Consider the following 20,237-nt stretch of genomic DNA (forward strand, 5'->3'; position numbering starts at 1 on the left):
GCAAGCTGATGGAGCACGATTATTGCAGGCCAAAGGGCTAGTAGGTCCCGTCCAGCAAGTATTTAGTCTGGTGCAGTCCTATCAGGGCAATCCGCTGGCTTTGATGATTACGGCCACATCGATTCAGGACCTCTGTGGTGGCAAAATTGATGCTTTTCTGCAACAGCAAACCATTGTGTTTAACGGTGTGCGCAACCTGCTGCAACAGCAAATTCATCGCCTCTCGGAGCTGGAAACCAAAATCATGTACTGGTTGGCAATCAATCGGGAACCTGTACCAGTACAGGAACTGCAAGCTGATTTGGTGCCCTTTGTGCCCATGAGCCGCTTGCTGGAGGCGTTAGAATCTCTATACTGGCGCTCTTTGATTGAAAAAAACGAGGATGGCTTTACGCAGCAGCCAATCATCATGGAGTATATGACCGAGCAGTTGATTGAAGGAATTTGTCAGGATATCTTAGCTATCTCAGTTAATAGCGATACTGGCTTCTGGTCAGAAACAGAATTACGTCATCCGCTAACCTTTCTGAAAAACTACGCCCTGCTCAAGGCTACCGCTAGAGACTACATTCGGGAAAGCCAAACCCGCCTAATTCTGGAACTTGTTGCCCAGCAGATTAGCATTCACTTCAGCCCCCAAGAACTGCTGGGACGAGCCAACGCTTTACTCGCTCATCTCCGTCACACCAGCGCATCTAATTACGCCGCTGGTAATTTAATCAATCTGCTGGGTCATCTGCGCATTGACCTAACCGGAACTGACTTCTCCCGGCTCAAAATCTGGCAGGCCGACCTTTCCAATCTCAATCTGCATCGCGTTAATTTTGCCCAGGCAGATCTGACCAAATCGATCTTTGCCGAAACCTTTGGCGGCATTTTAGCCACGGCTTTTAGTCCAGATGGCACCCTGCTAGCCACCTCAGACAGTAATGGCGGCATCCAAGTTTGGCAGGTCAGCACTGGGCAACAGCTCCTAGCGCTGGCAGAAGGGCGTGCCCCTTGGGTCTGGTCGGTTACCTTTAATCCTACCCAGCCTAATCTACTAGCCAGCTGCAGTGATGATACCTACATCAAACTATGGGATGTTCAAACCGGTGAATGCCTGCAAGTATTGTCAGGACATGCCAGCAGCGTGCATATGGTTGCCTTCAGTCCCGATGGGCAGCTTTTGGCCAGCGGTAGCGAAGACGGCACCATCAGGCTATGGCAAGTCAGTGATTGCAGGTCTGCCTCCTGCATTGCCACATTAGAAGGTGCTCACGGCGACGATGAGCATCATCGCGGTCAGCGCGATCCCCAGCGGGCTCTCGAAGCGGTGCCCGCTGTGCAACACGCCGAGGATCGGCCCGAGCACGCCCGCGTAGATGTGGACGGCCAGCAGGGTGCGCATCGACACCACACGCGTCACCGGTCCTTTGAGGAACGGGAGGCGCTTGACCACGAGGTACGCCAGCGGCACGAGCATCAGCGCGGCCGCGGAGATCCCCAGCACGCCGCCCGCGAGGCTGCCCGGGAAACGCGGGTCGCGGTGGACGGAGAACCCGAGCGCCAGCACCAGAAGGAGCAGCAGCAATCCAGTCGCGATGGCCCGTTCGCGTTCCTGCATCGCTCAGGCCTCCACCTCGAGGTTGGTCGTCGCCTGGGCCTGGCACGCGAGGACGATGCCGCTCGCCTTCTCCTCGGGCGACAGCGCGTCTTGGACGGCCATTGTCACCGATCCCTTCCTGAGCCTGACCTTGCATTGACCGCAGGTTCCCGCTCGGCACGAGTTGTCGATCGCCACACCCACGTGCTCGGCGGCCTCGAGCACGCTCGTGCCCGCCGGCAACGGCGCCGATCGGCTGGAGATGGTGAATGCCACCACGGGCGTCGCTGGCGAAGGTTCGACCATCGCGGCCTGGACCGTCGCCTGCCGGTCGCCCTTGCTGCCCGCCGGGCCGAAGGCCTCGGTGCGGATCTGCTCGCCGGGGACGCCGAGCTCCAGCAGCATCGCGCGCGTGGCGTCCATCATGGTCGCCGGGCCACAGAGGTGGACCCTTCGACGCGCGATGTCCGGCACCCACTGAGTGATGAGCTCCTTGGTCATGCGGCCCTTCGGGCCCATCCATGCGGTGCCGTCGGCGCGGGACATGGTCGCGACGACGTGCAGATTCGGGTGCCGCTTCTGCAGGTGTTCGAGTTCTTCCCGGAACACGAAGTCCGCCGAGGTGCGGCAGGCGAACAGCAGGAAGATGTCCTTGTCCCAACCCCTGTCCGTGAGCGATCGCACCACGCTCATCAGGGGAGTGATGCCCACGCCGCCGCCGATCAGCACGATCCCGTCCGCCTCGGCTCCCGTGAACGTGAAGCGTCCCTGCGGCGCGGCGACCTGCTGCAGGTCGCCCGGCGCGACGCGGTCGTGCAGGTACCGCGACACCACACCCTTCTCCTCGCGTTTGACCGTGATCTCCACGTATCCTCGCTGCTCGGCGGAAGACGCGATCGTGTACGAACGCTTGGTGGTGCTGCCCGCCTGGGCCACAGCGAGCGTCAAGAACTGCCCTGGGAGGAACTCGAAGGGCACTGGCCCGCCCGTCGGGTTGACGAGCCTGAAGGTCTTGATCCCCGGCGTCTCGTCGTTATTGGCGATCGGTTGTCTGAATTGGCAACGACCCCAGTGGGTGAGGTGGAATTGAAACGCTGTCAGCGGCTGCTGTGTAATGATTATGCCTTTTCGACAGAAACGGCGAGCCAACTGGCCGGTCTTTATGGCTACTACAGTGTAATTGCTCAACCTGAACTGGCGGTGGCCTATCCTCAGGTGATCTCGTCTTTCCAACCCGAAGAATTGCAGCAGCTTGCCGATCAGTATCTCTCGCCGTTGCGCTATGCTGCCGTTGTCTTGCAGCCAGCCTGAGGGTCTTGCCATATTGGCATGCTGTAAGTTGCCAATGATTGTTAAGATTAGTTCATAAATTGGGGATTGAGTTTCTCAACCCCAGCTAGAAAATGTCTGAGAAGTCTTGAAGATGCTCTATTGGCCTCCTTTTCCGAGATGCCCGCAGGGCTACAATTGCCTATCTGATGGTCCTGGTGGATTTCAAAAAGGAAGCTGCAATTTCCAACCTTCCTGGGGAGCGGTTTGGGCGATCATTTGCGTCTTTTCACACATCCTGATCAACTCCGGCAGCTAATTTTAGAGGGTGCGATTTAGCTGAATTGAATCTGTTGAGTAAATCAAAACATACATCAGTCCCTGAATTGATCCCTGGCTCAACCCCCGTATCTATCATCCTTGCACCATCTCGTAGGCGTCCAACCGTGCATCTCATTGGGCATCCGGCAATTATGCTCAAATACTATGTTCAAATATTGATTTGGCCCTTGAAATTACGCGCTTGCTGCGTCTAAACTCCACCAACCAATTTTATTCAAACCTCAAAACTCATCCCTTTAGCCAATGACCATTCAACAAACAATTGAGCATTCGTTACAAGATAGAACGATTCACCGTGCAGTATTGCATAACGGCATGGTGGTTTTAGCGGCGGCAAATCCAGCGGCAGACATTGTAGCAGCGCGGTTATATGTGCGAGCAGGTGGCCGCTACGAACCCCTACATCAAGCCGGATTGTCCCATCTGCTGTCGTCGGTGATTACCAAAGGTACCGAGCGGCTCTCGTCTCAGCAAATTGCCGAACATGTGGAGTCGGTGGGTGCAAGTCTAGGAGCCGATGCTGCGGCAGATTATTGCCTGATGAGCCTAAAGACAGTTTCTAGCGATTTTGCGGAAATGTTGGAGCTGTTGGCCGAACTGGTGCGGTCTCCTTCGTTTCCAGAAGACGAGGTGGAATTAGAGCGCAAGCTGACGCTGCAAGGAATTCGCTCGATGCAGGAACAGCCCTTTGCTGTTGCTAATAGTCAATTGCGGCAAGCCCTCTACGGTCAGCATCCCTATGCCATGTCTAGCTTGGGAACTGAGGAAACCGTCGCTCAGATTGATTTCGATGAACAGCTCAGGCCGCTGAGGCTGACTAACGAGCATGGTCAAGTAGACAGCGGAGGTGATTACAATCGCTTGAACCAGTTTATTCAGCATATTATTCAGCATGACAAACTCTCCTCTACCACAGCCCATATAATGCGCTCTAAAACAAGTACGGGCATCCGCACTTCAACCCATTTTTAAAGTTAGCGATGCTTAACTGCTTGCGGATAGCAACTCAGAAAATACACGAGTCCTCTGTCTCTTAAGTCTGCGATCATAGCGGATACAACGGGGGATTGACATTTTGATGATTAGGCCAATCGCTAATCGGATGGTCAATCGAAGGACTGAATCCAATTTTAGAATCATTCAAAACCGAGAGTTCAGTTTAGTTCAGACTTGCAGCGGGGGAATTCACCCGATAAGTTGAATAAGTAAGACACACATTAAAACTTTGAAACCTCTTAGAAGCCTGCATGTTTTCAGCGTCCTTCAACCCACCCATTGCTGCCATTAGCGTGACCGAATTAGCAGAGCGGATGACAACCCAGCCCGGTCTCCAATTGATTGATGTACGTGAGCCAGATGAAGTGGCGATTGTCAAAATTGACGGATTTGTTAACTTGCCCTTGAGTCAATTCGCGAATTGGTCGGGACAGATTCAGACCCAGTTTGACCCCCATGCCGAAACTATTGTGCTGTGTCATCACGGAGTCCGTTCTGCTCAGATGTGTCAGTGGTTACAGCATCAAGGCTTTACCTGTGTCAAAAACGTGACTGGTGGAATTGAGGAATATGCGGCAGTTGTTGATTCCACCCTTGCTCGCTACTGAGGCTGACCCAAGGCTGAATTGAAGCTCGAAACAAGGCGCATGCTTTGCCGAAACTGAACAAACGGCACCCCAAAACCAGCTCAACCCGATTACAGTAGTGTCATAGGTGCTAGCATCACTGGTTCAGTGGGTTTGGATAGATCAATCTAAATCTGGCTGGATTTGAATTTAGAATCTGCTCGATAAATAAATCTGTTTATTGTTTCTACTATGTCCATGCCATTCAAGCTCAGCGCTCGTCAACAACAGGTGCTTGGAGCCACAGTTCGTCACTATATTGCCACTGCTCGCCCGGTAGGGTCCGAAGCGTTGGTAGACGAGTTTAATCCGCGAGTCAGTCCGGCTACGATTCGCAACGCGATGGGCTATCTGGAAAAATCTGGCCTGCTGTATCAACCCCACACGTCAGCGGGACGGGTGCCTTCGGATTCGGGCTATCGGATTTATGTGGATCAGCTCGTGACACCTTCAGATACGGTGGCGCGACAGGTGGATCAGATTCTGTCGGACCAGCTCAACTGGGAAGAATTGAGCATCGAAGCGCGCCGTGTAGAGTCCAGCGGCTCCCCCACCCACCACTAGCACATCAAATCGAACTGTGGTTTGTCCAGAATCGGGCCATGCAGAATAGGACACAGGCTATTACAGATTACGCAATTTCATAGAGTACAAAAAATCGCCCTCGGAGATTGTGGAACAGGTTACAGCACCGGCTGCACCTCCCCATACCCAAGAGCGATATCTACATGCCCGCTAGGAGTTAGATGGCGAGTCAGGTAAACCCGATCCCACTTTGCGGCCCTAACGATAGATGCCGTTGTTGAAGCGGTCGCCGCCTTCTACGAATACATCTTCTGGAGCAGAAACCGTGAAGTTATCCATGTTTGCCCGCAGAGTTTCCAACTGCCGCTGGCTCAATCCCGGCATATCCAGCACATCATCCACTTTCTCGAAGGGAGCATTTTGAAGAATTTTCCGGGCCAGGGTCGGATACAGCCCTGGGTACTCCATAAACGCCCGAATGTTGGTATTGTTCAAGTCGATTTTTTTACCAAATTCGGTTGCCAATTTGTCATCCGCGCGGTTGCGGGGTTCTACGGCTAGCAGCATGGGGGACGATAAGCTATTCCACTCAAGTGCCATCGCTGATTGTGGCTGTCCCAACCATCCCAAGCCCGCCAACAGGACTCCGAGCGCCGCCAACACGCCAAGCAGTCGTTTCATCAGTTTGATCCCTCCCAATCTTAGTCGATCAAATTTCATACTAAACTTTTTTGTACACACAGCATTTACTTAGAGACTATCATTATTCATCCCCACTTTAGAGAGAGAACCCTGAGAGAAATCAGTCGAGTCCACCCACAACAAAGCGTTCGCCAAAAACGGCAACCCGGTCCCCTTCCACTAGCTTCCGTCCGCGTCGGGTTTCTACCGCGCCATTCACGCTCACCTGCCCCTGCTGAATCAGCAGCTTTGCCTCGCCGCCGGTCTGAACCACTCCTACCCATTTCAGGAACTGATCGAGTTTGATGCTATTTGGATTGGCCGTCATTTGAGCGACTCCACAACACGATTCTATAAAACAGATTTAGGTGCAGGTTGAGATGCAGATTGAGATGCAAGTCTAGATTTAGCGTAGCGCCAAAAGCAAAACCAATCGCTAGTCGTAAGATTGGAAGGAGCGTTGCTAATCGTTAATTTTTCTTCCATGACCTACTGTCTCGGAATTGTCACCCGCTACGGCCTCGTAATGGCGGCAGATTCGCGCACCAATGCCGGTGTGGACTACATTTCAACCTACCAAAAGCTGTTCGACTTTTCCGCTCCAGGTCATCGGGTGATCGTGCTCTGCACCTCCGGTAACCTGTCAATCACGCAAGCGGTGATGAACCTGCTGCACCAACTGGTGGATCGGCTCCTCACCCATACCGATGCTGCCACTCCCGTCGCCTGGGACACCGAGACCACTTCGCTGGATCCGCTCGACGCTGAGCTGGTTGGGATTGGCTGCTGCTGGGGAGTTGGCTTAACCGATATGGCCTATATTCCAGTTGGGCACCAAGCTGGTGGCAATCTGGATAAATCCCTAGTGCTGGACTCGCTGCGGCCCATTTGGGAAAGCGACCAGTATCCCAAAGCGCTGCAAAACGCCAAATATGACCGGCTAGTGCTGCGGCGGCAAGGCATTGAGCTGAAGGGCGTCGTGTTTGATACGATGCTAGCCAGCTATGTGCTCAATCCTGAAACCAGCCATAACCTGAGTGATTTGGGCTTGCGCTATCTAGATTTGCTCTCTCAGAGCTACACCGATTTAGTGGCAAAGGGCAAAAGTATCGCTGATTTAGATATACCGCCCGTAGCGACATACTGCGGTATGGACGCCTATCTAGTGTTTCAGCTCGTGCCCAAACTGCGAGCCGAGTTGGAGCAATTTCCTGATCTGCATCAATTGCTGCTAGAGGTAGAGCAGCCGCTGGAACCCGTGCTCGCCGAAATGGAGTACCACGGTATTCGCATTGACCAGGAGTATCTACGCCAGTTCTCGCAGAAGCTAGAGCAAGATTTGGTTAACATCGAGCAGCAGGCTTATGCAGCCGCAGGTGAAACCTTTAGCCTCGGTTCTCCCAAACAGCTCAGCGAATTACTGTTTAACAAGCTGGGCCTGGACCGCAAAAAATCACGCAAAACCAAAACCGGTTATTCTACCGATGCCGCCACGCTGGAAAAACTGCAAGGCGATCATCCTGTTGTAGACGCAATCGTCGAGTATCGCACCCTGTCAAAATTAAAGTCAACTTATGTCGATGCGTTACCAGCGCTTGTTCGTTCAGATACTGAGCGAGTTCACACTGACTTTAACCAAGCAATTACCTCAACCGGGCGTTTATCGTCCTCGAATCCCAATTTACAAAATATTCCAATTCGGACTGCTTTTAGTCGTCAAATCCGCGCTGCCTTTATCCCCGAACCCGGTTGGCTGATGGTGGCCGCCGATTATTCCCAAATTGAACTGCGGATTCTGGCGCATCTGAGTCAGGAGCCGGTCCTGCTGGAAACCTACCAAAATAACCAAGATATTCACACCCTGACGGCTCGCTTGCTGTTTCAGAAAGACGAGATTAGTCCCGAAGAACGCCGGTTAGCAAAGGTGATCAACTTTGGTGTCATCCACGGTATGGGAGCGCAGCGCTTTGCCCGCGAGTCTGGGTTCAAAACCGCCGATGCCAAAGTCTTCATCGAGCGATTCAACCGCGAATATTCCCGGCGAGCGGTTTTGCGACAGGCGAGTCGATAATTCTTTGATCTGCTGATGTGCCATTTCGAGCTGGCCTTGCAGACGGCTGCTAAGCGTTCGGGCCGCCAGGGTTTCGGCCTCTAGTTCAGAAACGCGCTGCTGCCGCGACTTCAGGGCCGATTGCAAATCTTGCAGATGTTTGCCCAAGCGACTGCGATGCGTCTGTACCTCTAGCTGATCTTGGGCCAAGCGGGACCGCAACCGTTCCACCTCTCGCTGCTGCGCTTGGGTCATATTTTCAATTGTGGCGAGCAGCTCCTGAATCGCCTGATCGCGCTGTTGGGTTTCCAGAATTTGGGCATCAAGGGCCTGCTGCTGTTCAACGATCTGAAGCTTTAGCCGCACAATCGCCTGTTGCTGCACCGAGGCGTAATCTTCGGTATTAGCGAGTTGGGTTTCTAGAAGCTGCTGATGTTGCACCTGGGAGCGCAATTCTTCTAAATAGAGCAAGGCCTGGTCCAGTGCTTGTTCCAGATGCCGAATCCGAGTGCAGCGTTCTCGGTCAAGGGCTTGCGCCTGAGCTAGTTCATCTAGCAGCGCTTGGTAGTCGGCCACGGTCAGGTCCACCGACTTGGAAGCAGTTTGGCTCGCTTGGCTCAGCTCGGTTTCACCATCGCCAGTCAAATCAACAGGAGCCAGCGGCGCTCCCTGGAACGATTCACCAGCCAATTCACGATCGGATGCCAGGTCCAATGAGTGCAAACCTCCGAATAGTGCTCAACGAATCTAACAGACAGCTCATTGCATGAACAGTCTATAGCATCCGCCTGGTTTTCATCAGCCGTGCCATTAATTTGTTGTGAAGATTTAATGAGCAGTGCTAGAGGCTGGGCTGAGACGGAGTACTGTTGGGTGCAGCGGGTGCAGAAGGCGCTTGATCAGCTATGGCTTGATTCAGTGACCAGCGGTAATCGACCGGTAGACTAGCCCGCTCACAGCTCTCTTCTAGCTGCTTTTGCTGAGTAAATGCTTTGCGCAACGTGACGATTAGCTCATGCAACTGTTCTTGCTGGGGTGATTTGCGACCAATGGCATGCATGGTCTGGCGTTCCAAAAGTTGCAGCAAGAGTTCGTAATGGATGTGGGATGGAAGAGGAATAGGATCCATGCAGCCTGCGGTTTAGGAATACGTCAATCTAAGCACGAATCTGGGAAAGTGCCCAGCTACTGATTACGGTCATCTGGTTACGGCCATCGCGTGAACAGCAATCATGGTGATCCGGAGCGATACCGTCATACCGGTACTGAAACCTAACTGAAACCTAACTGAAACCTAATCTTGGACCCAGTCCACCCACTGGTCTTCAAAGAGCTGAGCAATCGCCGCTTCCGAAGCAAAGGCACTGAGCTGGTCCACCATGATGTTGATCGTGTTCTTCAGCTCCAGGATTTCGCCTTTCACCTGCACAGTAATTTTCTTCGAGAGGTCGCCGTTCGCGATTGCCGTTGCCACCTCAGCAATATTTCGCACCTGTCCGGTCAGGTTACTGGCCATCGAGTTGACATTGTCGGTGAGGTCTTTCCAGGTGCCGGCCACACCCCGGACTTCTGCCTGCACGCCCAACTTGCCTTCGGTGCCCACCTCACGGGCTACCCGCGTCACCTCTGAGGCAAAGGAGCTGAGCTGGTCCACCATGGTGTTAATCGTGTTCTTCAGCTCTAGAATTTCACCCTTCACATCGACGGTAATTTTCTTCGAGAGGTCGCCGTTTGCCACCGCGGTTGTGACTTCGGCAATGTTGCGCACCTGCGCCGTCAGGTTGCCCGCCATCGAGTTGACTGAATCAGTCAGGCCTTTCCAGGTACCCGCCACGCCGCGGACTTCCGCCTGCACCCCCAGCTTGCCTTCGGTGCCCACCTCACGGGCGACCCGCGTTACTTCGGACGCAAACGAGTTGAGCTGGTCCACCATGATGCTGATTGTGTTCTTCAGCTCCAGGATTTCGCCCTTCACGTCCACGGTAATTTTCTTCGAGAGGTCGCCGTTCGCCACCGCGGTTGTGACTTCGGCAATATTCCGTACCTGCGCCGTGAGCGAGCCAGCCATGAAGTTCACCGAGTCGGTCAGGTCTTTCCAGGTGCCGGCCACACCCCGCACTTCCGCCTGTCCACCCAACTTACCTTCCGCACCCACTTCCCGCGCCACCCGTGTCACTTCCGAAGCAAAGGAGTTGAGCTGGTCCACCATGGTGTTGACGGTGTTTTTCAGCTCCAGAATCTCGCCCTTCACGTCCACGGTGATTTTCTTGGACAGATCTCCATTCGCTACTGCGGTTGTCACTTCCGCGATGTTGCGTACCTGCGCGGTGAGGTTGCCGGCCATCGAGTTGACCGAGTCGGTGAGGTCCTTCCAGGTGCCGGCCACCCCAGAGACCTGAGCCTGCACGCCCAGCTTGCCTTCCGTTCCCACCTCACGGGCGACCCGCGTCACTTCTGAAGCGAAGGAGTTGAGCTGGTCTACCATCACGTTGATTGTGTCTTTCAGCTCCAGGATTTCGCCCTTCACGTCCACGGTGATTTTCTTGGACAGATCTCCATTCGCTACTGCGGTTGTCACTTCCGCGATGTTGCGTACCTGCGCCGTCAGGTTGCCCGCCATCAGGTTCACCGAATCGGTCAAGTCCTTCCAGGTACCCCCCACGCCAGGAACCTGAGCCTGCACGCCCAACTTGCCTTCGGTACCCACTAGCGATAGCGCAGTCAGCATATTTTTGTGGTGTAAAGGAACAAACCAAGTAATAACGCTGCTAAAACGCAAGCGATCAGACAAAATTAACCCAACTAGAATGAGTATCCCTATGTTACACAAAGTCTCAGAACGAACAATGCATTGGGTTCGGTGGGTCTTAGTACTCGGATGGTTTCTGCTAATTTTCTCTTTGCTTTACGACCCGATTACTCCCTACTTCACCGATCCCAGCAATCTAGCTAGTCCATTTCGGCTGAAGCCAGAACTTAATTTCGATCCAGAACAGTGTGTCAAGATCCGGGAAGCCTGTATTATACAGGACCCTTATGCAATGGGTGCCCTGATTTGGTGGGCGATGATCGTTCCAGCCGGAATCTTTATCCTATTAGTGTTCGGCCATGAATTTTGGCGGCGAATTTGCCCACTATCTTTTTTATCTCAAATTCCTCGTGCTCTTGGTATTCAGCGACGCCGTTATGTGAGTGATCCTGTGACAGGGGAAGTGCGTTCTGAACTCGTTACGATTGGCGAACGATCCTGGTTGGGAAGGAATCACCTCTATGTTCAGTCGGTTCTGTTCATCATTGGTCTGGGGGTGCGCATTTTATTGGTCAATTCGGATCGCGTGGCCCTATTTATTTTTCTAGTCTTCAGCATTTTTTGCGCTGTGCTAGTTGGCTATCTCTATGCTGGCAAAAGCTGGTGCAATTACTTTTGTCCGATGGCTCCTGTTCAGACCGTTTATACGGGACCGAGGGCACTATTCGGGAGCCAAGCCCATCTAGCACCAAAACCAGCCATTACCCAGTCGATGTGCCGTACCGTGGATTCGGCTACCGGTTTAGAGCAAAGCGCCTGTGTCAGTTGCAAAATGCCTTGTATCGACATTGATGCCGAGAAAACCTACTGGACAGAATTCAATAAACCGGGGCGCAGACTCGTACAATACGGTTATATTGGCATGGTGATCGCGTTCTACCTCTACTACTTTCTTTATGCCGGCAATTGGGATTACTACTTTACAGGACTATGGACGCACGAAGCTGAGCAAGTAGCCAACATTCTCGACATCGGCTTCTTCATCTACGGCCATGCCATCCCTATTCCCAAGGTGATTGCTGTATTCATCACCTTTGCTGTTCTAGTTACTATTACTTTCACCTTGGGAATAACCCTGGAGAAGCTCTATCGTCGTTACAGAATCTGGCAGGGGTATGTGACTTCAGGGCAGCAGACGCAGCATGTGATCTTTACTCTATTTACCATTGCCTCATTTTGGACATTCTTTGCCTACGGTGCCCGACCCTGGATCAATCGCATGTCACCTGCCTTCGTGCTTAGTGTTAATGCCGTGATCGGTGTTGCCTATGTCCTGGACGAAACCGGCGACTTCCCGCTCCGCTGCAACACCCAAATGGTGGGGCTGGAAACCCTGGAGGAACCGGAAGAAATTGCCGACCTCTACCAAATGATTCAACGCCACGCCACTTACACGCAAAGCCAAAAAGCGGCTCAAGTGATTGCCAACTGGTCAGAAATGGTGCCAAAGTTCGTCAAGGTAATGCCCAGAGACTACAAGCGAGTTTTACAGGCACTCCAAGATGCCCTCGCCTCTGGCTTGAGCGGCGACGAAGCCCTGACCGCTGCCTTTGAAGCCAACGCCCGCGATGTGGCTCGGATTGGGGGAAGCTAGGTTAAACGGTTCCGGTAGGGTGGGGATGCCTGCCCTGCTGACAATCTCGGCAAATTTAGAATGAACGCCCTAGATGCAGCTTCCCAACCACGAGCGTGCTGTGATTGAGTCAAGTAAACTCATTCATTACCTGCTAAATCCAAACCACAAACGAGGAGGAACCAAGGCCAAGCTATTGATTCAATCTGGATATTCACAAGCAAACTGGCAACAATTAGAACAAGATATCCGGACTGCTCATTTGTCAAAAGAGGTCGATACGCTCAGGGAGACTGACTATGGAACTCGCTATGAAATCAGCGCTCCGATTCTGACACCCACAGGAAGGTTTCTGGCTGTGAGAACAGTTTGGCAAATTGATCAAGGAGCCGACGTTCCACGGCTAATCACATTAATCCCTGATTAACCAGTTAGCAGAGCTACTATGGGCTACGAACTTTTCTCAGATGTTATTTTGCTACGTGACTTACCCGAGGAAGGGCTTTGTGCAGGTGATGTTGGAACAGTTGTCGAACGGCACCAAGTTGAAGGAACAGAACCTGGTTACAGCGTAGAATTCTTTGACATGGTGGGCAATACCGTAGCTGTAGTTACGCTACCTGAAAGTTTTCTGCGCGCGCCTACCCGTGCAGACCGTCCAACGGTCAGATTAATTGAGAATGCCGCCTAACCAAATTCATCTAATTCTGCTGATTCACTGCTGACATAAATCCTGATATACATTCCAACAAGAGAACACACCCATGGGAAAACCAACTGGCTTCATCGAATTTCTGCGCGAACTGCCCTCGGAAATCGCTCCCCTAGACCGGATTCGCAACTGGGATGAATTTCATCTGCCAATGCCCGAAGACCGACTGCGCACCCAAGGCGCTCGCTGCATGGACTGCGGCACTCCCTTCTGCCACACGGGTACCTTAATCAGCGGCATGGCCAGCGGTTGCCCGATCAACAACCTGATTCCAGAATGGAATGATTTGGTCTATCGCGGCCTCTGGCGAGAAGCGCTGGACCGGCTGCAAGAGCTGGAGCGTGTAACTCAAGGCACTAACCCAAGCCTGAAAAAAACCAGCATTGGCGGCATTTTCAAATGCGGCATTGGCCCAAGGTGCAACAGCGTCTGCAATGAGTAGTTTCTTAGCCAGACCCAGGAAAAACCAGGTCAATCCCATCGATAGATTTTTGAATGAGAGCGTATAGGTTTTAGCATCTTCTAGCTGGGGAATCAGCTCGCTGTGGAGCAGCAATGGACCTGCAATGAGCTGGGGAAAGAAGGAGATAAATAGGATATAGGTGAGAAAATCATAATCTTTGGTTTCTTGCCGGTAGCAATCTACTAAATAGGCAATTTGGGTAAAAGTATAAAACGAAATACCCAACGGCAAAATAATGATTGGGATCACTAAATTGAGGTTAAATAAGCCACTAACCGACGCGGCAAAAAAACCAGCATATTTATAGTAGGCAATCAATCCTAAATTACAGCCAATTCCTAACCAGAGCAGCGCTTTTGCATGACGACTTTGTGGTTTTGCATGGCCAATGTATTTCCCCAGATAATAATTGAACAATATTGATAAGACGAGCAGGGGCAGATAGGCAATATTCCAATAGCCATAAAAGAACAAAGAAGCTAGCGTCAACCAGATTTTGGCAATTTGGGGCGAGTAGCGGCGAGTGAGGTAAAAGAATACAACCGTTGTGATTGGCAGAAATCCCAAAATGAAGATATAGGAATTGAATAGCATTGGTTTATGAGTAAAGATCAGATTGATTTAAGTGAGGCTAACAATAAATGGTGATGTAGATTTTCTGCATTGCTTAGCTGTCTGTAGATGAATCACTGGCCGGGAAAGCAAGTACATTAGTAAGTACATTAGCAAGCACACTAAAGCACAATGGCAATACACTTTAGTGCACTGAAACCTCTTGTTTGCCATCCTGCGGGAAAGCTTCGCCTAGAGCAGACTTCCCCTATTAGCCCGCAATTGATTCGCGGCTGGGAGAAGTGCGAAGTCAAAAGCTGGGCTGACACAGAACTCTGAACAGACCCTAGCTAAATGCAACATTGCGTGCCAAGGCGATAGCACTAAAGTCCAGTAACTTCAGCCGAACCTAGTAACCAGTAGAACTATTGATGTTTTACTACACGGTTCCGATTAGCCAACAAATCGCTGTCAACGAACAGACGACATTTCCGCAACATTTGGCTCTACGTATCAAATCTATTGCTGCTGTGTTCGCTCAGGCTCACAGCTTGCTCATGTTCTCTCGGTATGAATAGAACAATTCTGATAAATATCGGCGATTATGGGTAAAAATGACGAGCAGACTGGCAGGCCCAAGAGGCGCACGCCATCTGACAGCTTTCTAAATGAAACTCAACTGCTCTAGCTGCGTCGATTGAGTAGTCAAAAATTCGCCCGTTGAAACATCCGCGTAGGCCAATCCCCAATGGGTCCCAGCAATCACCACTGCCGCCAAAAAGTTATTCCGTCTGGCATTCAGCATTCCCTCTTCCAGAACGGTTCCCGGCGTAATCACTCGTGTGACTTCTCGCTGGACCAGCCGCCCTTGCACATCGGCTGCGTCTTCGGTTTGGTCGCAGATCGCCACCGCATAGCCCCGCTCCACCAACAGCGCACAGTAGCGATCCAACGCATGGTGAGGAATGCCCGATAGCGGCACTTTACCGACTTTTTGACCGCCATCTTTTGCCGTCAGCACCAGCTCCAGCTCCCGCGCCACCGTAATTGCATCCTGGAAGAAGGTTTCAAAAAAATCCCCCACCCGGTACAGCAACAGCGCATGAGGATACTGATCCTTTAGCTCCACATAGTGCCGCATCATCGGCGTCAGATCGTCCCAGTTTACCGACCGGTGATCGGCATAGCGCACCGCATGCTTCACCAAACGATTCGGCAGATCGTTCAGCAATTCAGGCTGTTGGGACAGGTCAACATCGGTCATATTGATTCAAATTTAAAATTCGCAATTTGGAATGGGAGGAGCGAGTTGGGGTGTTGTAGATATTGTTCATTTACAGATACAGAGGAACAAAAACCTAAACACTTGTACGCTGCATTCTATCTTGACGCAATTTCATGATTCCAGCTCCACCTCCCCATCGCTTCCTACCGCAACGCATCCCTCGCCACACCCTGCAACTGAAGATTATCCGGGAACTGGGACTCGGTTTTAATTTGCTGAATTACGGTTTCGGGCACTAGAAGGCGCAGTTTGGTGGCTAATGCCCGCACTACATCAGCCCGGTCAATGACACCCACCACTGCCCCTGCAGAGGACAATACTGACAATCGAGGCACCTGCTCTGTTTCGAGCTGATCGATCACCTGCGCTAGGGACGTAGATTCGTTGACCGTCGGCAATTCCTCTAGGGGTTGAACGATAGCCTGCACCGTTTGGAAATCCCAGAGACTGCGTTCGATCGAGCGAAGCGCCTCTACTTGGACCAAGCCGACATAGCGCCCGCTGGTTTCGGCATAGTAGATTACTGAGTCGGGGTCATCTGTCAGATAGGTAGCAGTAAATTCACTCAGGGGCAAATTGGCATCCACCTGTTTGAAGTCGCGAGTCATAGCTTCAGAGGCCGGAATTTGTAGCATCACTTCCTGTAGAGCAATCACCCGCTGATAAGCACTGGCCCGCCGAATGCCAAACCAACCCAGCAGCACCAACCAAAGGAAACTGAAGCGCAGAGAAACCAAAAAACCAAGGCACCGCTGGATCGATCAACTTCACCGAGCGCGGCACGATCGATTTAATCACTGGAGCCAAGTGGGGGTAGTGGGTGCAACCATAGATCAGCGTATCAATTCGTTGCTCCAGTAAAGGAGCAAGATATTCCTGCGCAATTTGGCGGGTGTAGGGGTCGTGAATACGATTGTTTTCTACAAGGGGCACAAATTCTGGACAGCCGACTTGCCATACTTGGGCCGTCGCATCAATTTCTTGAATCGCCTGTCGGTAGGCATTGCTGTCAGCCGTTGCAGGAGTAGCAATTACACCAATTCGTTTGCCCATCTGAACAGCAGCTCGCGCTCCTGGCAAGATAATGCCCAAAATCGGAATACCAAATTCTGAACGCACTATCTCTAAGGCCAAAGCAGAACTTGTGTTACACGCCATCACCACCATCTTGACGTTCTGTTGCAGCATCCAAATCAGGATTTCTCGCACGTACTGTAGAATCTCTGCTTGAGAACGGATTCCGTAGGGTAGGCGGGCTGTGTCTCCAAAGTAAAGGATCGATTCGTTAGGCAATTGGCGATACAGTTCTCGTAAAACTGTCAGACCGCCTGCTCCACTGTCGAAGATGCCAATCTTAGCTCGTTGGAGATCACGGGCAGCCGAAGCTGTGAATTGGAAGGATTGATCAGAAAGAGATGGATTCATAAGATTCGAAGCAAATTGCCTGGATATCAATAACAGCACCCGGCCCCTCTACCGAAGAAAATACAGGACAGCGGGAAAACGGGGCATCACATCGGTATCAAAGGATTTCGAAATGGACTGCTAATGTTGCTGAGCACCTTTAACCTCAGCAACCAACCCCAGCCAATGATCAATACGATGATGATAAAGACAGCATCGTGTCATCGGTAGTGTTGCGATTGCAGCTCACTTAAGCCCATTCAACAGAGGGACATCCGCTGATTAAACGGGCTGACTGCGATACCTAAGAATTCGCAGCGTAGGGCGCAGTTGATCCAGACAATCATCGTTATACTCCTCAACCGATAAAAGTTTGCTTATCGTACTGCCTAATTGCAATTCTTGCTAGTTGCCTTTGTAGCATTTTGTTGCTGTAATTTCCTGCCAAAGCAGGATGGGGGCAACCAGACAAATCAGCAATGGTCAAAGGCTGAGCTCCATTTTTGCATGTTAGTCCAAGCTACAGCCCAGGCAAAAGCGATAGGGTTAACAAACTGCTAGAGGCGCTGTTGACGGAAGAGTTTAGCACAGGCATTCAGCTGATCAAGAGCACGCTAATTGGATTCCTGCACTGATTCGGCGACTTCCGGGGCTGGCTGAGCAACTCCTTCTTGGATAGGCTCTGGTTCACCTTCTTGACAAGCGCTTCATCCGTTCGGGAACCAGGTAAATTTGGTCGCCCACCAACCCGCCTAGGGGCACTGTATCGATCGCGCCATCGAGTTCGGGCAGCGCATACAGCACCACACTCTGGAGGCCACCAACGCCCTGTCGGGTCCAAGAGTAAATATCCTGAATTAACAGAGGAGCCGCTACAAAGTAAGGAACATTTTTAGCCGTCAAAATTCGCTTCGCCACATCCACCTGTCGCCCAGCTTCCATTGATCCTGCCGGACCGCCCACAAGCGGAAACCCAATCGTAGAGACAATCGCATCGACTTTTACGGCATCACTCGACAGAGACAAAATTTCTACCTTACCCTGGCGTCGCTGTTGCTGTTCATGGGCTGTAGTCAGCCAATCGCGCACGGCCACATGCCCTTCCACACCGTTGATAAAAATGGGTAAGGGTACTAAACCAGCCTGTTCAAATGCACGAATCAACTGAGGAATATAGCGTTGCTTGGTAATCACATGCTTGCGATACAGTAAGATACCTACCACTGGTAACGAAGTGGTATCCTCTGATAGCCTTTGTCCATTGGAGTTGATCCGCTTTCTTTGGCTGTACCAGGCTAAGTAAGCTTTGGGTGACTCAAAATATCCAGCATAGTCGGGATGCAGCAGACCCATATTGGGAGTTTCAATCGCGGCGGGAATTTCGCCCACGGTCAGCTCCAGATACTTCTCAGCCAAGAACCAGAACATGGCCGCCACGTTTTCACTGCCACCCGCATTCCAGTAGCCGTAGATGATCAACCAGTTGCGCAGATCTTGCACTTTGCCAATCGGGACAAATTTCAGCAGCTTGGGGCCGGTTTTCAAAAAACTGAGATAGCCAGCGAGCTTGTCTTCTTCGCGTCCGCTGCCAAATTTGTCCAAAATAAACTTGACGGGTTTAGGCATACCCTGCGGCTTATCCCCAATCGCAAACTTACCGATTTGCGTCAGACTAATTAACTCCAGCGCCGACTCAAACGCCAGCCGAATCGGAATCTGCTGTGCCCGCTGCCGTAACCACTGCACTTGGTCGTAATCGAAAATCAAGCTGGCAAAGAACACATGAGCGCCCTGCAAGGCAGCCTCGACTGCTTCAGGCTGGGCAGCCAGATCGCGGTCGCTGAAGACGCAAATCTCCAACTCTGGACACCGCTGCTGCGCCAGTTTGGCCGCATCCCGATAGAGGTCGGCATTAAAAGACTCAAATCCTGCGATCAAGACAATGCGCTTCATGCTTCAAGTCACAAAACGTTACTCTTCTCTGATCTTAGGCTGATTTTGGGAGACGGGGTACTGGGAGGGCAAGGAGTTGGGAAAGTTGGGGGAGTTAGGAGTTCCCCGGCTTGGTTGCGGCGATCGGTTGCTTTGAAGCTAAACTCATCGCCCAAGTCATAGCGGACAATTTGCGAGGTCGCCCCATCGTTAGACGCCCAGGCAATTGTGGTTTCTGAGAAACTGGGGTCGTCATCATTGCGAGCATCGCTGGTAAGCGGCTTGGCGCTAGTGCCATCAAAGTAGAAGAGTTTGCGAGCCGGAGCGCCTTGTGGACCGCTCGGTCCAGTTCTGCTACTCCAAACGACCTTAGAACCAAACAAACTGACTGGCACATCGTCCACTTGGTTGCGGGTGATTTGGAGCGTTTGGCTACCATTAAACAAAAACAGCTCCGTCGTACCACGACCCATGGCGTCGGCAGGGCCACCCCCCATCCACAGCAGATTTGGACCACTGATATCGACCAGCGATTCATCGGTGGCATTGGTAGTCAACCGTTGGGTAGTCGCTCCATCAAATCGGAAAAGTTCAAAGGTTCTTAAACCCATACCGTTGAACGGACCACTGCGGCTCAGCCAAACGAGCTGATTCCCCTTAATATCGCTGACAAAGTCATCGGTGTTGTTGAAGGTAATCCGCTGGGTTGATGCGCCGTCAAACAACATCACCTCAGTGCTGGGTGCCCCCACTTCCGAAACACCAACTCTGGAGGACCAAGCAATTCTGCCATTGTCTAGGCGTGGAGCGAGGTCATCTACATTGTTATTGGTGATTTGCTGCACATCATTGCCATTGAAGTAGAAGACTTCACTCGTGGCTCGACCAGCATTCACCGGACCTAGTGCGGCCTCCCATACGGCTGTACCACCTTCAAAATCACTGACTGCCTCATCGACATTGTTGTTGGTTAGCTGGCGGACTGCCCCATTCTTGGCGTAGAACACCTCATAGGTTGGATAGCCATACTGATTTAGAGGACCAATCGGACTGATCCAGAACAGATGCTCACCATCAACCCCGACAAATTCTTCGTTGACAGCGTTATTGGTGAGGCGGTTGGTTGTAGTGCCATTGGACTCAAACAGCTCGTAGGTAGCTCCTTTTGAGTCGGACGCTCCAACTTGGCTGGCCCAAATCACACGGTTGCCGCTAATGCCCAACACTTTGTCATCGACCGCATTTTGGGTTAACTGCTTGGTAGTTATACCGTCAGAAAAGAAAATTTCGTTATCGGCACCGCCATCACTGCCGCCTGGTCCTTGCCAAACCATGTTGGAGCCAGAGACTAGGGGTTTAGTGCCATTGCCGATTACGGTCACGCCTGCTCTAGCACTGCGATAGGTGACACGTCCCTGATCGAGATCGGCCTG

17 protein-coding genes and 2 pseudogenes are annotated in these 20,237 nt (G+C 51.9%); 8 read left to right on the plus strand and 11 right to left on the minus strand.

Going from position 1 to position 20,237, the window contains the following annotated elements; translation table 11 throughout:
* Positions 1-418: 418 nt before the first annotated feature.
* Positions 419-1,195: pseudogene (locus tag JVX88_RS44595) on the plus strand (pentapeptide repeat-containing protein); the annotation flags it as partial.
* A gap of 414 nt (positions 1,196-1,609) precedes the next feature.
* Here JVX88_RS44595 and JVX88_RS44600 read toward each other — a convergent pair.
* Entirely contained in the window at positions 1,610-2,908 is a 1,299-nt protein-coding gene (locus tag JVX88_RS44600) for a 2Fe-2S iron-sulfur cluster-binding protein (protein ID WP_225931788.1), read from the minus strand.
* Between the two features lie 531 nt (positions 2,909-3,439).
* On the opposite strand from JVX88_RS44600, the gene JVX88_RS31445 reads away from it, so the two are divergent.
* From JVX88_RS31445 to JVX88_RS31455, 3 genes and pseudogenes are all read left to right on the plus strand, one after another.
* Positions 3,440-4,168: a M16 family metallopeptidase gene (locus JVX88_RS31445; protein ID WP_211622351.1), complete on the plus strand. Its 729-nt coding sequence runs from the start codon at positions 3,440-3,442 to the stop codon at positions 4,166-4,168.
* Positions 4,169-4,443: 275 nt separating this feature from the next.
* Positions 4,444-4,800, plus strand: a complete 357-nt coding sequence (locus JVX88_RS31450; RefSeq protein ID WP_211622352.1) for a rhodanese-like domain-containing protein — start codon at positions 4,444-4,446, stop codon at positions 4,798-4,800.
* Between the two features lie 216 nt (positions 4,801-5,016).
* Positions 5,017-5,343 (plus strand): annotated as a pseudogene (locus JVX88_RS31455) (heat-inducible transcriptional repressor HrcA); the annotation flags it as partial.
* Between the two features lie 258 nt (positions 5,344-5,601).
* Here the strand turns inward: JVX88_RS31455 and psbU are convergent.
* A complete protein-coding gene (gene psbU, locus JVX88_RS31460) occupies positions 5,602-6,024 on the minus strand; it encodes a photosystem II complex extrinsic protein PsbU (protein WP_211622353.1) in 423 nt (140 codons plus the stop codon).
* A 121-nt stretch (positions 6,025-6,145) separates the two neighbouring features.
* Positions 6,146-6,352 carry an RNA-binding S4 domain-containing protein gene (locus JVX88_RS31465; RefSeq protein ID WP_036002709.1) on the minus strand — a complete coding sequence of 69 codons (207 nt, stop codon included), beginning with the start codon at positions 6,350-6,352 and terminating at the stop codon, positions 6,146-6,148.
* Positions 6,353-6,508: 156 nt separating this feature from the next.
* Here JVX88_RS31465 and JVX88_RS31470 point away from each other — a divergent pair, with 156 nt between their 5' ends.
* Positions 6,509-8,095 (plus strand): DNA polymerase, encoded by a 1,587-nt coding sequence (locus JVX88_RS31470; RefSeq protein ID WP_211622354.1) that lies wholly within the window; start codon positions 6,509-6,511, stop codon positions 8,093-8,095.
* Positions 8,096-8,915: 820 nt separating this feature from the next.
* Here the strand turns inward: JVX88_RS31470 and JVX88_RS31475 are convergent.
* Both JVX88_RS31475 and JVX88_RS31480 read right to left on the minus strand, forming a co-directional pair.
* Positions 8,916-9,203 (minus strand): DUF5340 domain-containing protein, encoded by a 288-nt coding sequence (locus tag JVX88_RS31475; RefSeq protein ID WP_211622355.1) that lies wholly within the window; start codon positions 9,201-9,203, stop codon positions 8,916-8,918.
* 165 nt (positions 9,204-9,368) lie between these two features.
* A complete protein-coding gene (locus JVX88_RS31480; RefSeq protein WP_263975335.1) occupies positions 9,369-10,802 on the minus strand; it encodes a HAMP domain-containing protein in 1,434 nt (477 codons plus the stop codon).
* Positions 10,803-10,920: 118 nt separating this feature from the next.
* Between JVX88_RS31480 and JVX88_RS39635 the strand changes: the two genes are divergently transcribed.
* From JVX88_RS39635 to JVX88_RS31495, 3 genes are all read left to right on the plus strand, one after another.
* Complete coding sequence (locus JVX88_RS39635; RefSeq protein WP_225931239.1) at positions 10,921-12,477, plus strand: hypothetical protein; 1,557 nt, start codon at positions 10,921-10,923, stop codon at positions 12,475-12,477.
* A gap of 73 nt (positions 12,478-12,550) precedes the next feature.
* Positions 12,551-12,883, plus strand: a complete 333-nt coding sequence (locus JVX88_RS31490) for a DUF6883 domain-containing protein (RefSeq protein WP_211622356.1) — start codon at positions 12,551-12,553, stop codon at positions 12,881-12,883.
* Positions 12,884-12,901: 18 nt separating this feature from the next.
* Complete coding sequence (locus tag JVX88_RS31495) at positions 12,902-13,147, plus strand: DUF4926 domain-containing protein (RefSeq protein WP_211622357.1); 246 nt, start codon at positions 12,902-12,904, stop codon at positions 13,145-13,147.
* Between the two features lie 247 nt (positions 13,148-13,394).
* On the opposite strand, the gene JVX88_RS31505 is transcribed toward JVX88_RS31495, so the two are convergent.
* From JVX88_RS31505 to JVX88_RS31530, 6 genes are all read right to left on the minus strand, one after another.
* Entirely contained in the window at positions 13,395-14,225 is an 831-nt protein-coding gene (locus JVX88_RS31505) for an MBOAT family O-acyltransferase (RefSeq protein ID WP_211622358.1), read from the minus strand.
* Positions 14,226-14,847: 622 nt separating this feature from the next.
* A complete protein-coding gene (locus tag JVX88_RS31510; protein ID WP_317134510.1) occupies positions 14,848-15,447 on the minus strand; it encodes a hypothetical protein in 600 nt (199 codons plus the stop codon).
* 164 nt (positions 15,448-15,611) lie between these two features.
* Positions 15,612-16,076, minus strand: a complete 465-nt coding sequence (locus tag JVX88_RS31515) for a CBS domain-containing protein (RefSeq protein ID WP_211622359.1) — start codon at positions 16,074-16,076, stop codon at positions 15,612-15,614.
* A 4-nt stretch (positions 16,077-16,080) separates the two neighbouring features.
* Positions 16,081-16,893, minus strand: coding sequence for a glutamate racemase (murI, locus tag JVX88_RS31520; protein WP_211622360.1), 813 nt, complete (start codon positions 16,891-16,893; stop codon positions 16,081-16,083).
* Between the two features lie 666 nt (positions 16,894-17,559).
* A complete protein-coding gene (locus JVX88_RS31525) occupies positions 17,560-18,825 on the minus strand; it encodes a DUF3479 domain-containing protein (RefSeq protein ID WP_211622361.1) in 1,266 nt (421 codons plus the stop codon).
* An 8-nt stretch (positions 18,826-18,833) separates the two neighbouring features.
* Positions 18,834-20,186 carry a hypothetical protein gene (locus tag JVX88_RS31530; protein WP_211622362.1) on the minus strand — a complete coding sequence of 451 codons (1,353 nt, stop codon included), beginning with the start codon at positions 20,184-20,186 and terminating at the stop codon, positions 18,834-18,836.
* Between the last annotated feature and the right edge of the window lie 51 nt (positions 20,187-20,237).

This window comes from Leptolyngbya sp. 7M, from assembly GCF_018128485.1.